The sequence below is a fragment of the Pseudosulfitobacter sp. DSM 107133 genome, assembly GCF_022788695.1.
GTDB lineage: Bacteria > Pseudomonadota > Alphaproteobacteria > Rhodobacterales > Rhodobacteraceae > Pseudosulfitobacter.
In genome coordinates, this window is sequence record NZ_CP085154.1 from 2,282,808 (window position 1) to 2,297,276 (window position 14,469).

12 protein-coding genes are annotated in these 14,469 nt (G+C 60.4%); 3 read left to right on the plus strand and 9 right to left on the minus strand.

Annotated features, from left to right (window positions below):
- Positions 1-2: 2 nt before the first annotated feature.
- Complete coding sequence (locus DSM107133_RS11185) at positions 3-557, minus strand: isochorismatase family cysteine hydrolase (protein ID WP_243253547.1); 555 nt, start codon at positions 555-557, stop codon at positions 3-5.
- 62 nt (positions 558-619) lie between these two features.
- Positions 620-1,081 (minus strand): MarR family transcriptional regulator, encoded by a 462-nt coding sequence (locus tag DSM107133_RS11190; protein WP_243253548.1) that lies wholly within the window; start codon positions 1,079-1,081, stop codon positions 620-622.
- Between the two features lie 142 nt (positions 1,082-1,223).
- On the opposite strand from DSM107133_RS11190, the gene DSM107133_RS11195 reads away from it, so the two are divergent.
- Positions 1,224-2,078, plus strand: coding sequence for a TPM domain-containing protein (locus DSM107133_RS11195; protein ID WP_114295540.1), 855 nt, complete (start codon positions 1,224-1,226; stop codon positions 2,076-2,078).
- A gap of 79 nt (positions 2,079-2,157) precedes the next feature.
- Here DSM107133_RS11195 and DSM107133_RS11200 read toward each other — a convergent pair whose 3' ends face one another.
- A complete protein-coding gene (locus DSM107133_RS11200) occupies positions 2,158-2,742 on the minus strand; it encodes an outer membrane beta-barrel protein (RefSeq protein WP_114295541.1) in 585 nt (194 codons plus the stop codon).
- A gap of 453 nt (positions 2,743-3,195) precedes the next feature.
- On the opposite strand from DSM107133_RS11200, the gene DSM107133_RS11205 reads away from it, so the two are divergent.
- Entirely contained in the window at positions 3,196-4,734 is a 1,539-nt protein-coding gene (locus DSM107133_RS11205) for a trimethylamine methyltransferase family protein (RefSeq protein WP_114295542.1), read from the plus strand.
- 117 nt (positions 4,735-4,851) lie between these two features.
- Here the strand turns inward: DSM107133_RS11205 and DSM107133_RS11210 are convergent, their stop codons facing one another.
- On the minus strand, positions 4,852-5,106 hold the full coding sequence (locus DSM107133_RS11210) for a hypothetical protein (protein ID WP_240310697.1): 255 nt from the start codon (positions 5,104-5,106) through the stop codon (positions 4,852-4,854).
- A 234-nt stretch (positions 5,107-5,340) separates the two neighbouring features.
- On the opposite strand from DSM107133_RS11210, the gene DSM107133_RS11215 reads away from it, so the two are divergent.
- The gene (locus tag DSM107133_RS11215) at positions 5,341-5,811 is read left to right on the plus strand and encodes a sigma-70 family RNA polymerase sigma factor (RefSeq protein WP_162792169.1); all 471 of its coding nucleotides are present in this window, start codon (positions 5,341-5,343) and stop codon (positions 5,809-5,811) included.
- Positions 5,812-5,848: 37 nt separating this feature from the next.
- On the opposite strand, the gene DSM107133_RS11220 is transcribed toward DSM107133_RS11215, so the two are convergent.
- The 5 genes from DSM107133_RS11220 to DSM107133_RS11240 form a co-directional block, all read right to left on the minus strand.
- Positions 5,849-7,087: a saccharopine dehydrogenase family protein gene (locus DSM107133_RS11220; protein ID WP_114295544.1), complete on the minus strand. Its 1,239-nt coding sequence runs from the start codon at positions 7,085-7,087 to the stop codon at positions 5,849-5,851.
- Positions 7,088-7,116: 29 nt separating this feature from the next.
- On the minus strand, positions 7,117-8,211 hold the full coding sequence (locus tag DSM107133_RS11225; protein ID WP_114295545.1) for a carboxynorspermidine decarboxylase: 1,095 nt from the start codon (positions 8,209-8,211) through the stop codon (positions 7,117-7,119).
- A gap of 261 nt (positions 8,212-8,472) precedes the next feature.
- Positions 8,473-9,054 (minus strand): DUF1190 domain-containing protein, encoded by a 582-nt coding sequence (locus tag DSM107133_RS11230; protein WP_114295546.1) that lies wholly within the window; start codon positions 9,052-9,054, stop codon positions 8,473-8,475.
- Positions 9,055-9,087: 33 nt separating this feature from the next.
- Positions 9,088-10,302: a glutathionylspermidine synthase family protein gene (locus DSM107133_RS11235; RefSeq protein ID WP_114295547.1), complete on the minus strand. Its 1,215-nt coding sequence runs from the start codon at positions 10,300-10,302 to the stop codon at positions 9,088-9,090.
- A gap of 391 nt (positions 10,303-10,693) precedes the next feature.
- Positions 10,694-14,344 (minus strand): vitamin B12-dependent ribonucleotide reductase, encoded by a 3,651-nt coding sequence (locus DSM107133_RS11240; RefSeq protein ID WP_114295548.1) that lies wholly within the window; start codon positions 14,342-14,344, stop codon positions 10,694-10,696.
- Between the last annotated feature and the right edge of the window lie 125 nt (positions 14,345-14,469).

Sequence of the window (14,469 nt, forward strand, 5' to 3'; positions counted from 1 at the left end):
GGTTAGTGCAGCAGCACCCCGCCTGAAAGCATACGTTTTTCGGCATCCTCGGTCGGTTTCGCAGCCAGCGTGCCGTCTTTGACAACCGTCACGGCAAACCCGCGATGGCGCGCCGCAAGGGCCGTTTTCAGTACGCAATAGTTGAAATCAAGCCCGACGATGCGCAGCCTTTCTACCCCCAGCCTTTCCAAAAGCACATCAAGCTCCCCAGTTTCAAAGGCGTCCTGCACGCGCTTAACAAGACTGTAGTCAGCAATTTCAGCAAAGGGCGCGGCTATTTCGGTGCCATCACTTCCCTTCACCGCCTGCCCTTTCATCAGCAATCTGGCAACGGCCACAGTCGATGGGATCGACCATTCCTGACGGAGGGCAATGACAGGAAAGCCATTCGATTTTGCCGCCCGGATTTCATCAAGAATAGCGGCCCCAACGGCCGCCTTTGCGGGTTCGGCGTAGGGGCCATGATCCCAAAAGACGGATTGCAGGTCGATCAACAACAAGGCTGTTCCCTGCCGCGCGCCAATCGGCGTTCCGCGACTGATCGCACCGATGCGCATGATCCCGCCAGCAAGCCAAAGGATTGTCACCAGCGCCACCGCACCAAGCACATAGCCGATCATCAAAGCGGCTCCCCTGTCAGCGCTTTCAGCTTGGCAGTCACCGTCTGGACGACCCTAAGCGCAGTTAAAACATCCGCGTCGTCCAACCCGGCCCCGATCTGCTTCATCACATCCATTTCCTTGGCTGTGATGTCTTCGATCATCGCCCGCCCCCGGTCTGTCAATGTCAGCAATGAGGATCGTTTGTGTCGCGGATTCGGGCGTTGCTGCGTGAACCCCGAGGCCAGCGTTTCGTTCACCATCAGCTGGACGTATTGGCGTTTAATTTCCAGCTTTGCCGCAATATCGGGAACAGACAGATCCCCATGCGCAAGCAGCATTTCCAGAACCGCGCGCATCCTGACGGTCAGGTCGGTTTCGACCAGCCCTTGTTCAACACATGCCTCTACCGCCTGCATCAGCGGGCGCGACATCCAAACGAGTTCATACAGTTTCTGCGCATTCATAATGACACCATACATGTCATTATGACATCTTAAATGTCAATAGTATCTATCTACCGACCCCAAACACCTGCACAGAGGGGAAAACCCCCGCGACTTTCACCACACAAAACGCGCAATCTGCATTAACCTGCCCCTATTTGCAGAAAAGGTTTTTGCCATGAAGCGGATTGTTGCAACCCTTGCACTGATGCTGTGGCCTGCGCTGGTCGCGGCACAGTTCTATCCCGACTACAACTCGATCACGGTCAACGACTTTGCCGATATCCTGCCTGCTGACAGCGAGGCGGCGATTTCCGCACAGCTTGACGCCCTGCGCGCCGACACCGGCATTGAAATGACCGTTGTCACCCTGACGCGACAGGCCACCTATGATCCCGATGCCTCGCTAGAGGAGTTTGCCACCGGTCTGTTCAACCACTGGGGCATCGGCAATGCCGAGCGCAATGATGGCATTATGGTACTGGTGCTGCCCGGTGACCGCGTGATGCGGCTGGAACTGGGCGCGGGCTTCGGCAAAGGCTGGGACGACGTGGCCGAGGCCGTGGTGCAGGATGCGTTTCTGCCGAAATTCAGGGAAGGCGACTATGTTGCCGGTATCACCCAGGGTGTCAGCGCCACCATCGACGTTATCGCCCGCCCTTTTGCGGCCAATGCACCGCCCCCCGAGCCTGCGAAACCGGCCAAGGGTGGTGGCGGCCTGTGGTGGCTTTCGATTTTCCCCTTGGGTCTGGCTGCGCTGTTCCTTCAGGGCACCATCCGGCGCAAGCTGCGCAAATGCCCATCCTGCGCGGCGCGTGGAACATTGCAGATCGAGGACCGGACCATTGACGCAGCCACGCGGTCATCGAAGGGCAAGAAAGAGCGTGTAACCCGCTGTACAAACTGCGATTTCAGAGAAAAATCAATTGTTGTGCTGCCGATGCTGTCGGCCACCCGTTCATCGTCTTCATCCTCCAGCAGTTCTTTTGGCGGAGGCTCAAGCGGAGGCGGCGGCGCGTCCGGCAAGTGGTAAACCACCCATCGCACATGCCGCCGCCGGTCGTGTTCATACCGTCAGGTCGCCCCAAAGGCGCCCCAACCGTGCCGCGCGTTTAGAAGTTATACGAACCGCGCAGGGTGAATGTGGTCGCATCTGCATCCACACCCGAACCGTTGATGTCGTCAAAGTTGTGCTTCAGCACTTCACCGCCCATGGTGAACTTGTCGCTGACTTTGTATGCGACGCCCAAACCATAAAAGCCGCCGTTGTCGCTGCCCAGCGATGTGTCGGCGCGTGCGCCACCGGCTGTCGCATAGACCAGCGTGTTGCCAAGGTCATAGCCTGCCTTCAGTTTCAGACGCGCCACGCTGTCTGCGGTGGCGGCGCCCCCCAGATCAATGTCCAGCTTGTCATAGTCAACTTCGCCACCCAGCACATAGCGGCCAAAGTCGTAGTTATACCCGCCGTGCACACCATATGTGCCGCCGTTGCCATCTGCAGCACCTGTGCCGTCAATGTCTGCATAGCCCAGCTGGCCACCAGCATAGAAACCGGTCCAGTCACCACCGGCATAGGCTGCCGGTGCGGGTGCTGGGGTGTAAACGGGGGCCTCGACCACCGGCTCGGCGGGGGCTCCGGCATACAAAGGTGCGGCGGCGGCCAGCGTCAATGCGCCTGCGTAAACGATACGTTTCATAGTGTTGCTCCTGATTTTCTTTTCTTAGGCATTCATGGCCGCAGGGATCGCGTGACAGGTTTGTACACGCGTTCGAGTGTCCCCACGGACTGTGAGCAAAACCCCACACGACGGGTAAGGTTCCACCCACGTTTTCGTGTTCACCGCCACAAAAGCGGGAACCAGCGCAGCACTGCGCAAAAGTCGGCGGCGAATGGCCGTGGGCCAAATGCGACGCTTTGTCGCGAACAGACTGGACACCCCTGCCCTACTGCGCGCAGGATCAACGCACCCCGTACAGGATCGCCGTTTTGCGCGATTTTCCAAGGAGCCAGGGATGCAGGCCGATCTGTGTAAAATCGCCCTTGTCGTGCGCACCATAGGTGCCGAACGCGGACGCGCGGCGCGCGGCAGGCCCTGAAGGACACGCGCCCGATTTGCCCTGCCCTTTGCCTTGCACACGGAAAAAAAATCATGAACGACAACACCCCCTCGCGCACCGGAGGCCGCGCCGCGCGTCGTGCTGCCCGTGCGGCCCCTCTGGCCGACCACCTGCGCCCAATCCGCCCCGGTATGTCGGGCGGACAGTACAAACCGCTCAGCGACGCAGATGTCTTGCGCCTTCACACCGCCGCGCTTGACGCGCTGGAACGCATCGGGCTGGCCGACGCGCCGCCTTCGGGCGTGGCCTATCTGACCGCTGCGGGGGCTGTGCTGGGCGACGACGGGCGCATCCGCTTTCCGCGCGCGCTGGTCGAGGACACGATTGCACGGGCCAACCGCAGCCTGACCCTGCACAGCCGCGACGGGCTGCACGATCTGGACCTGTCCGGCAGCCGTGTGCATTACGGCACGGCCGGCGCGGCGGTGCATGTGGTGGAACCCGACGGACGGACATACCGCGAAAGCACGGTGCAGGATCTGCACGATGCCGCGCGCATCTGCGACCGGTTGGACAACATCCACTTTGTCCAGCGCCCCATGGTCTGCCGCGACATCTACGACAATTTTGAAATGGACATGAACTCGGTCTATGCCTGCACCGCGGGTACGACCAAACACATCGGTCTTTCTTTTACCGATCCGTCCTATGTCGCACCCGCCATCGAGATGTTGCACATGATCGCCGGGAGCGAAGAGGCATGGCGCGCGCGTCCCTTTGTCAGCAATTCGAACTGTTTTGTCGTACCGCCGATGAAATTCGCCACCGAATCCTGTCTGGTGATGGAGGCCTGCATCGCCCACGGCATGCCGGTGCTGCTGCTGTCGGCGGGGATGTCGGGGGCAACGGCTCCGGGCAGTATTGCAGGGGCGATTGTGCAGGCGGTCGCGGAATGTCTGGCGGGTCTCGTCTATGTCAACGCCGTCAAACCCGGCGCGCCTGCGATCTTTGGTACCTGGCCGTTTGATCTGGACCTGCGCACCGGCGCGATGACGGGCGGATCGGGGGAACAGGCGCTGCTGACCGCGGGCTGCGCACAGATGCACCGGTTCTACAATCTGCCCGGCGGGGCTGCGGCTGGCATTGCAGACAGCAAGCTGCCCGACATGCAGGCCGGTTGGGAACAGATGTGCTCCAATGTGATGGCGGGCCTGTCTGGGCTGAACATGGTCTATGAAGCTGCGGGCATGCATGCGTCACTGCTGGGGTTCTGCCACGAGAGCCTGATTATGGGCGACGATCTGATCGGTCAGGCCCTGCGCTGCGTGCGCGGCATCGAGGTGACGGACGAAACCATGGCGCTGGACCAGATGGCCGCCGTCTGCATGGGCGGTCCGGGGCATTACCTGGGCACCGCCGAGACGCTGGGGCGTATGGAAATGGACAACGTCTATCCCGCGCTTGGCGACCGCACCTCGCCCAAGGAATGGGCCGAGCGGGGCAAACCAGACCTGATCGCACGGGCCACCGCGCGCAAGAACGAAATACTGGCAACGCGATCCAGCGCGCGGTTTGATCCGGCGCTGGATGCGGCGATACGGGCAAAGTTCAACATTCATCTGCCCGCCTAGGGTCTGGACCCTAAACAAAAATGGCGTCCGGCCTTGAGGGGAGCCGGACGCCTGCCGCCATTTCAGGCCCCTGTTGCGCTGGGTCGCCGCGGGATCAGGTGGCCCGAGTGCTGCGCCTTAGCCTTCCGACGGCGCAGGCAGCAAACCGGCCTCGGTTGCGGCGGCGACTTCGCTTTCATCCAGCGCACCGTTGGCATCCAGGTCCATCGAAATAAACTGATCCGCGCCCATCTCGGGATAGACCGCCTGCACTTCGTCCAATGTCAGAACACCGTCCTGATTGGTGTCGATCTGCAACGTCGTGGTGGCGCTGGCCATGAACGGGGTTGCGGCAACAGCTGCGGCGGCGGCGAGAGTTGTGAATTTCATCATGTGATCGTCTCCTTATTAGGTCGTGGTTAACGAGGCCTCGTTGGGCGCTCATTGGGTTTGATGCGAAAACCCCGCTTTGCGTCCCGGCCCGCCCGCCCGACACAACTCACGCGCGATACCACGCCGATGGGGGCCATGACGCTCGGCGAAGCGACGCGCAAAAAGCCCCGCCTGGCCAGATCGGCAAAAACCCCCCGTCTGTTCAGGGTCCGCGTCGCAGGGTTAGGTCGCACCATGACAACACAAACACCCCTGACCCGCCTCATCCCCATGCTGACCCGCCGCGCGCGGCGCCTGACCCGTTCGCACAGTGCCGCAGACGATCTGGTGCAGGAAACACTGCTGCGCCTGATCCAGCGTGCGCGGCGCGGTGGCGAGATCGACGACCTGCCCGCCTATGCCATGCGCACGCTGACCAATCAGGCACGCATGTCATGGCGACGTGCTGCCGAGACCGAAGAACTGGAGGAAGATCACGCCACGGTCGCACCCGAAGCCCCGATGCGGCTGGACTGCGCCGATGCCCTGCGCGTGATCGAGACATTGCCCCGCGATCAGGCAGACCTGATGCGGCTGGTGGCGGGCGGCGAAAGCTCCCCCGCGCAGTTGGCCAAGCTGACCGGCCTGCCGCAGGGCACCGTGATGTCGCGCCTCGCACGGGCGCGGGCAAGACTGCGGCAGGAGTTGGAGGGGGAGTTGAACTAAAAACAAAAAGGGGGGCGCGGCGCCCCCCTTTTCTACTTTATGCGTTCCAGGCCCGGTCGCCCTTGGCATCCTTCACCCGCGTCGGCAGGCCGATGTCGTCCAGAAGCGTGAACAGCGGCTTGGGGTCCAGCTCCTCGACGTTGACCATCTTGGCCGCGTCATAGGTGCCATCGGCAATCAGCATCGCAAAGGCCACGGGCGGCACGCCGGCGGTGTAGGAAATGCCCTGACTGCCGACCTCTTCATAGGCTTCCTTGTGGTCGGCCACGTTGTAGACGAACACTTCCGCCTCTGCGCCGTCCTTGGTGCCTTTGACCAGATCACCGATACAGGTCTTGCCCGTGTAGTTCGGCGCAAGGCTGGAAGGATCGGGCAGCACGGCCTTGACCACTTTCAGCGGAATGACCTCCAGCCCTTCGGCCGTCACCACCGGCTGCTCGGACAGCAGGCCCAGGTTTTGCAGCACGGTAAAGACGTTGATGTAGTGATCGCCAAAGCCCATCCAGAAGCGCACATCGGCCTGCGGATAGTTGGCGGCCAGCGAATGCACCTCGTCGTGGCCCGACATATAGGCCTTTTGCTTGCCGACGACGGGCAGATCCCATTCGCGGCCCACTTCGAACATCTTGTTCTCCTGCCACGCGCCCTGCTGCCAGCTATACACGGTGCCGGTGAACTCGCGGAAGTTGATTTCGGGGTCGAAGTTGGTCGAGAAATATTTGCCGTGGTTGCCGGCGTTGATGTCGACGATGTCGATGGATGTGACCTCGTCCATATACTCATCTACCGCGAAACGGGCGAATGCGTTGACCATGCCGGGATCGAACCCCGCACCCAGAATTGCGGTCACACCCGCCGCCGCGCAATCGTCGCGGCGTTTCCATTCATAGTTGCCGTACCAGGGGGGCGTTTCGCAGATCTTGGCGGGATCTTCGTGGATCGCCGTGTCGATATAGGCGGCACCGGCCTGAATGCAGGCCTCGAGCACTGTCATGTTCACGAAAGGCGAGCCCACGTTGATCACGATCTGTGCGCCCGTCCCCTGCAACAGGTCGACCACGGCGTTGGTGTCCATCGCATCCAGCGCATGGGCCTTGAACACGCCGTCCTGTTTCATCGCGCCCTTGTCGTGCACGCTCTGGATGATGGCCTCGCATTTCGAAACCGTCCGGCTGGCGATATGCAAATCCCCCAGCACATCGTTGTTTTGCGCGCATTTGTGCGCCACGACCTGAGCGACGCCACCTGCGCCGATGATAAGAACATTGCGTTTCATGTATCCAAGAGACCTCTTATGTCTGGTGTTCAGGAAAGGGCTGCCGAAAAATCGGCGTAGTCGAATTCGCGCACCATGCGCAGGGTTCCGTCCAACTCGCGAATGGCGATTCCGGGCATCTTCACCCCGTTGAACCAGTTTTTCTTAACCATTGTGTAACCGGCTGCGTCCTGAAACGAAATCCGGTCACCGGGTTGGATCGGTTTGTCGAACCGGAACTCGCCAAAGATATCGCCCGCAAGGCAGGACTTGCCGCAGATCATCCACGGGTGATCGCCGGTGTCGGGGCTGATTTTCGCAGGCTCGCGGTAGATCAGCAAATCCAGCATGTGTGCTTCGATCGACGCATCGACAATCGCCAGGTCCTTGCCGTTGTGCAGCGTGTCCAGCACGGTCACCTCAAGCGTCGCCGCCCCGGTGATCGCGGCCTCGCCCGGTTCCAGATAGACCTGCACGCCGTTGGTTTCCGCAAAAGTCTTAAGCCGCGCGGCCAGACGCTCCAGCGGATAGCCTTCGCCGGTGAAATGGATGCCGCCGCCCAGGCTGATCCAGTCCATCCGCGCAATGATCGCGCCAAAACGGTCCTCGATCAGGGTCAGCATCTGGTCGAACCGGTCGAAATCGTCGTTTTCACAGTTGTTGTGGAACATCAGCCCGCTGATCTTGTCCGCCACCGTGGCGATCTGGTCGGGATCATGTTCGCCCAGACGGCTGAACGGACGCGCCGGATCGGCCAGATCGAACCCAGAGGTCGACACACCCGGATTGACCCGCAGCCCGCGCACATGGCCCTGCGATGCGGCATCGAAACGGGTCAGCTGGCCGATGGAGTTGAAGATGATCTTGTCGCTGTGGCCCAGCACCTCGTCGATCTCGTGATCGGCATAAGCCACGGAATAGGCGTGTGTTTCGCCGCCGAACTTCTCGGCGCCCAACCGTACTTCGTACAGCGACGACGACGTCGATCCGTCCATATACTGCGACATGAAGTCGAACACCGACCACGTGGCAAAACACTTCAGCGCCAGCAGCGATTTCGCCCCTGAAGCCTCGCGCAGCCACGCGATTTTTTCCATGTTCTTTTTCAGATTGGATTTGTCGATCAGGTAATAGGGCGTTTGCATGGGCGTGCTCCCCTTGGTGCCGTGTCTCAAGCCGCCCACCTAAGGCGGCGAAGCCGCTATGGCAAGAGCGATGGCAAAATGCCCGCGACACGGGCACGCTCTCACCGTTGGATGGGCATCGGAATGCAGGACACACAGCGCAAAACGCGGTTACAACCTGCCCCTCTCCCGGCCACGTGACGTCGGTGGAAACGGCCCAAAGTCGATGTCGCACTGGAAGAATGCGATATCGTTTTCGACCTTGAGCGTCTGCAGGTATCTCTACCCTCCAAAACCCTTCCTTGAACCACCAGCCTTGCCAAAGCCGCCGCGTGTGGCAGCCGTGGCGCGCGTCATCGGTGTTTTCCCGATTGTCGAGGTCGGGCGGACAAATTGCGAGGTGTTCAGCTTTGCAGCACCCTGGTTGCTGGAAAAGGTGCTGGTGCGCGCGGCGTTGGTGTATCGCCCGTCGGCATTCTTATACAGCGGCTGGGCCGCAGACATCCCTGTGCGTCCGCCCAGCATGTTGCCAATCAGATAACCTGCCAGCAACGGCATAAAGATACTGCCAGACCCGCCTTGTGTTGCGCTTGCCTCCGAACCGCAGGCACCTTCGCCGTGCTGCTCTTCGCAAACGGCAATGCTGTCATAGCGTGGCGCGGCCTCGACGTGCAGCGCCTCGGCCTGCGCAAACGAGGTCTCGCAATCTTGCGCGTTGAACATCCCGCCGCGCGACGCTTCGTCCACACAGCTTTGCAGATCCGGAAATGCGGCGGCGTCCACCTGTTCTTCGCGGCATCCCGCCAGCGCAAAGGCGGTCGCGCCAACGATCATAATAGCAACGCGATTCGAGCGTTTGGTCATGTCAGTCGTCTTTCTGCTAGGGGGCCGCGCCTGTTACGCAACGATAAAATGGGGTTTGAATCGGGACAGATCCTGCGTGATGCGGGACCGGTCCTCGCGCATACCAATTCCGGCGCAAGCCTGCCCGATGATCCATGCACCGACCACCGGACGAAACCCGTCAAACTGCGGCAATGGCGCATAGGCCTGAATGATGCGCGGATGTCCTGAATAGTCGGTGTTTTTCGATTCCTCGACCACCTGACCGGCCTTGAAAATCGAAACCGACGCGCCTTCACGCGACAGGATCGGCTTGCGCACATGACCGGCGTCCAGTTGCGCTTCGGCGCGGGCAAAGGCGGCAGCACTCGCGCCGCTGCCCGGCGTGGTGTCGTTCAGATCGGCCTCGAAAAAGGCGGGCAACAGGTTTGGATGCCCCTCGAACATCTCCCACAACACCGGCAAAAGCCCCTTGTTGGACAGCAATGCCTTCCACGCAGGTTCCAGAAACAGACAGCCGGATCCGTCGATGTGGTTTGCATAGTCATCGCGCAGCAAATCTTCCCACGGATACAGCTTGAACAGAACCGCGATGCGACGGTCTTCGTCATCCAGGAATTGACCGTCCTCGCTAAGCGCGATTTTGTCCAGATCACAGTAATGCGCACCCAAACCGGCCTCACGCGCGGCCCAGCCCATGGCCTCGACCGTGCCGTAATCCTCCGGGTTTCCGGCGACCGCGGTAAAGTGCAAATCGCTGTTCTTTTCGAACACTTCGGCGAACCGCGCGACCAGCGCCTCGTGTATCCCGTTGAACTGGTCGGTTCCTTCAGGCAGCACACCGGCGTCCAACTGGTCCTCTAACCATTGCCACTGAAACGCCGCGCTTTCGTACAGAGACGTGGGCGTATCGGCGTTATATTCCAACAACTTGGCAGGCGTCTGACCGTCGTAGGCGAAATCGAACCGTCCGTATATCTCCGGGTCGCCCCGCTTCCAGCTTTCGGCAACAAGATCGCGGTGCGCTTCGGGGATTGCCAGTTTATCCATCAGGCTTTCGCTGGCGATGATCTCGGCCACGGCCTCGCGGCACATGTCATGCAGCGCGGTTGAGGGGTCTTCCAGATCGGTCTCGATCTGTTCAAGCGTAAAGGCGTAGGCCGAGGTTTCATCCCAATAGGGTTCGCCATGCATATCCGCAAAGGTGAATCCGACGTCTTTGGCATGGTCGCGCCAATGCGCCCGTTCCGGCAAAGTGATCTTTTTCAATTGTCAGGCCCCCAGCGTTCCGGACAGGACTTAATCGGATTTGGGTGCGGCAACCAGAGGTGGTTTTGGGTAAATCCATGCGGGTCAGGACCGATTGTTCCTGCACCCCGGTTTTTCATGCGTTTCGTGACACCCTGAAAAATTCTGACCCGCGCAGAAAAAAGGGAGAGCCGAAGCTCTCCCGTAAAGTCTCGCCACTCAGGCTCAATGTGTTAACCGCTCGGAAATTTTTTTGCCTGCGGCCTGAGCGTCGTCAGGGGGCGAGCGCACCCGCCCCGTGTCAAGGTGGGAAGGACAATCTTCCGCCCCACCCTATTTCGGCGGAGGTTCGGCCTGAACTGGCGCGGCCGAACCCCCTGCACGTTTTCCCGCATCGGGAAACGTGATTTGCTTAACTACAGCCGGACGTACCGCCGCAGGTGTTGCACTTCATGCAGGTGCCGTTGCGCACCAGCGTGTAGTTGCCGCATTCGCCGCAAGCCTCGCCCTCATAGCCCTGCATCTTGGCCTTGGTCCGCGCATCCAGACTGACCGCGCCCGAAGCCACCGACGTGGTCGACATGCTGGCCGCCCCGCCTGTGCCTGTGGCCACTTCGGGAACAAGTGTTTGCAAGGACACAACCGGATCGGCCATGCCGCCCTGCAACAGGGTCAGATCCTGTGGCAAACGCTTGCGCAGATAGCCGGTCGAGGAAATCTGTTTCAGCACTTCCAACGACTTGCTGGCGGCACTTTCGCTGATTTCGCTGACGTTGCTCACGCCCTCTTCGACCCCGCGACCGATGCTGTCGAACGACGCGCCTTCGGGCTGCACATGGGCCAGATCGGTACGGTCCAGATAGGACACCGCCAGTTCGCGGAAGATATAATCCAGGATCGACGTTGCATTCTTGATGCTGTCGTTGCCCTGAACCATGCCGGCCGGTTCGAACTTGGTGAACGTGAACGCATCAACAAACTCTTCCAGCGGCACGCCGTATTGCAGACCAACCGACACCGCGATAGCAAAGTTGTTCATCATGGCGCGGAAACCGGCACCTTCCTTGTGCATGTCGATAAAGATTTCGCCCAGGTTGCCGTCGGCATATTCGCCGGTGCGCAGGTACACCTTGTGCCCGCCGACGATGGCCTTCTGGGTATAGCCCTTGCGACGCTCGGGCATTTTCTCGCGGTGCGATTTGACGATTTCCTTGACGATGATCTTTTCAACGATCTTCTCGGCCAGAACGGTGGCTTTTTCCTGCATCGAACCGGATGCAAGGATCTCTTCCGCCTCTTCGTCATCCTCGACCAGCGCGGACGCCAGCGGCTGCGACAGTTTCGAGCCGTCACGGTACAGTGCGTTTGCCTTCACACCCAGCGACCACGACAGCTCGTACGCCTTCTGGCAATCCTCGATGGTGGCATCGTTGGGCATGTTGATCGTCTTGCTGATCGCGCCCGAGATGAACGATTGCGCGGCGGCCATCATATAGATGTGGCTGTCGACGCTCAGGTAACGCTTGCCCTTCTTGCCGCAGGCATTGGCGCAATCAAAGATCGCGTAATGCTCTTCCTTCAGGAACGGCGCGCCTTCCAGTGTCATGGTGCCGCACACGTGGTCGTTGGCCAGTTCGATGTCACGCTTGGTGAACCCAAGGTGGCGCAGCAGGTCGAAGGTGGGGTCGTTCAGCTTGGCCGCGGGGATGCCCAGCACCTTGGTGCAGAAATCCTCGCCCAGCGTCCACTGGTTGAACACGAACCGGATGTCAAAGGCGCTTTCCAGCGCGGCGTCCACCTTGGCCAGCTCGTTGGGACCAAAGCCGTGGCCGGTCAGCGACGTGTGGTTGATGCCGGGCGCATTGCCGATGGTGCCGTGGCCCACCGCATAGCTGACGATTTCCTCGATCTGGGCCGAGCCGTAGCCCAGCTTTTCCAGCGCCGCAGGCACCGACCGGTTAATGATCTTGAAGTACCCGCCACCGGCCAGCTTCTTGAACTTCACCAGCGCAAAGTCGGGCTCGATCCCCGTGGTGTCACAGTCCATCACCAGACCGATGGTGCCCGTGGGGGCAATGACCGAAGTCTGCGCGTTGCGATAACCGTGCTTTTCGCCAAGGCTCAGCGCCTCGTCCCAAGTGCTTTGGGCCATCTCGACCAGACGCATGTCAGGGCAACCGGCGATGTCCAGCGGCACCGGCTTTACGGCCAGCTTTTCATAGCCTTCGTCGTTGCCATAGGCGGCATTGCGGTGGTTGCGGATGACGCGCAGCATGTCCTTGGCGTTTTTCTTGTAGCCCGGGAACGCGCCCAGCTCGCCCGCCATCTCGGCGGATGTGGCATAGGCCACGCCGGTCATGATCGCGGTCAGCGCACCGCACAGCGCGCGGCCTTCGTCGCTGTCATAGGAATAGCCCATGTTCATCAGCAAACCGCCGATGTTCGCATAGCCCAGACCCAGCGTGCGGAAGTCATAGGACCGCTGTGCAATCTCTTTCGACGGGAATTGCGCCATCATCACGCTGATTTCCAGCGTCACGGTCCACAGACGTGCTGCGTGCATGTAATCCTCGACCTGAAATTCACCGTCCTTCAGGAAGGTCAGCAGGTTCATCGACGCCAGGTTACAGGCGGTGTCGTCCAGGAACATGTACTCCGAGCACGGGTTCGAGCCACGGATCGGGCCGTCCGCCGGGCACGTGTGCCATTCGTTCACGGTGTCGTGGTACTGGATGCCCGGATCAGCACAGGCCCATGCGGCGTGGCCCACCTGCTCCCACAGATCGCGGGCGCGGATCGTCTTGGTCACGCGGTTGTCGGTGCGGCTGATCAGTTCCCAGTCGGCGTCTTTTTCAACGGCCGTCAGGAAGGCGTTTGTCACGCGGATCGAGTTGTTCGAGTTCTGCCCCGAAACCGAGCTGTAGGCTTCGGAATCCCAGTCGGTGTCATAGGTGGGGAACTCGATGCTGGTGTGGCCCTGTTTGGCATAATCCAGCACGCGTTTGATATAAGTCTCGGGGATCGCGACCTTTTTGGCGTCACGAATGGCTGCCTTCAGCCCTTCGTTCACCTTGGGGTCATAGGCGTCGGCCTCTGCGCCGTCCCATGCCTTGATCGCGGCGAAAAGCGCATTCAGCTTCTGTTCATGCATTTTCGAACCGGCAACGATGCTCGCCACTTTCTGCTCTTCGATCACCTTCCAGTTGATGAAATCCTGAATGTCAGGGTGGTCCGCATCGACGATCACCATCTTGGCCGCGCGGCGCGTGGTGCCACCCGATTTGATCGCACCCGCTGCACGGTCACCGATTTTCAGGAAGCCCATCAGGCCGCTGGATTTGCCACCGCCGGACAGTTTTTCACCTTCGCCACGCAAGCTTGAAAAGTTGGTGCCGGTGCCCGAGCCGTATTTGAAAAGCCGTGCTTCACGCACCCAAAGGTCCATGATGCCGCCATCGCCCACCAGGTCGTCGGCAACCGACTGGATAAAGCAGGCGTGGGGCTGCGGGTGCTCGTAAGAAGAGGTCGAGCGGGTCAGCTCGCCGGTCTTGTGGTCCACATAATAGTGGCCCTGCGCCGGACCGTCGATCCCATAAGCCCAGTGCAGGCCGGTGTTGAACCACTGCGGGCTGTTGGGCGCAGCGCGCTGCGTCGCCAACATGTGGCGCATTTCGTCGTAATAAGTCCGTGCGTCTTCCTCGGTGGTGAAATAGCCACCCTTCCAGCCCCAATAGGCCCAGGCCCCTGCCAGACGGTCAAACACCTGCTTGGACGAGGTTTCGCCGCCCATCTTGGCACCCTTTGCAGGAACAGAGCGCCACAGGAATTCAGGAACACCCTTTTCCTTGATCTTTTCAACCTTGCTGGGCACGCCGACCTTGCGGAAATATTTCTGCGCGATCACATCGCTGGCCACCTGGCTCCACGACGAGGGCACTTCGACATTGTCGAGGTGAAAGACGATCGTCCCATCGGGATTGCGGATTTCGGACACGGTCGTAATGAAATCCAGCGATGCATAGGCATCTGATCCGGCTTTGGTAAACTTTCGGTCAATTTTCATCGCGCTGCCTCATATCCAGCATTTTCAGATTAGACAGCTGACGTTGCAGCGGTCCGTTTGGCTTATCGACTGAAAACAAACGACACCGCTTGGTCCGCTGAAAGCCGGTTGTTCCGGCCGCGGTT

Coding starts and splice junctions, on each gene's coding strand:
- DSM107133_RS11185 (WP_243253547.1), bottom strand. CDS start 557: ATGCGCATCGGTGCGATCAGTCGCGGAACGCCGATTGGCGCGCGGCAG.
- DSM107133_RS11190 (WP_243253548.1), bottom strand. CDS start 1,081: ATGTATGGTGTCATTATGAATGCGCAGAAACTGTATGAACTCGTTTGG.
- DSM107133_RS11195 (WP_114295540.1), top strand. CDS start 1,224: ATGAAGCGGATTGTTGCAACCCTTGCACTGATGCTGTGGCCTGCGCTG.
- DSM107133_RS11200 (WP_114295541.1), bottom strand. CDS start 2,742: ATGAAACGTATCGTTTACGCAGGCGCATTGACGCTGGCCGCCGCCGCA.
- DSM107133_RS11205 (WP_114295542.1), top strand. CDS start 3,196: ATGAACGACAACACCCCCTCGCGCACCGGAGGCCGCGCCGCGCGTCGT.
- DSM107133_RS11210 (WP_240310697.1), bottom strand. CDS start 5,106: ATGATGAAATTCACAACTCTCGCCGCCGCCGCAGCTGTTGCCGCAACC.
- DSM107133_RS11215 (WP_162792169.1), top strand. CDS start 5,341: ATGACAACACAAACACCCCTGACCCGCCTCATCCCCATGCTGACCCGC.
- DSM107133_RS11220 (WP_114295544.1), bottom strand. CDS start 7,087: ATGAAACGCAATGTTCTTATCATCGGCGCAGGTGGCGTCGCTCAGGTC.
- DSM107133_RS11225 (WP_114295545.1), bottom strand. CDS start 8,211: ATGCAAACGCCCTATTACCTGATCGACAAATCCAATCTGAAAAAGAAC.
- DSM107133_RS11230 (WP_114295546.1), bottom strand. CDS start 9,054: ATGACCAAACGCTCGAATCGCGTTGCTATTATGATCGTTGGCGCGACC.
- DSM107133_RS11240 (WP_114295548.1), bottom strand. CDS start 14,344: ATGAAAATTGACCGAAAGTTTACCAAAGCCGGATCAGATGCCTATGCA.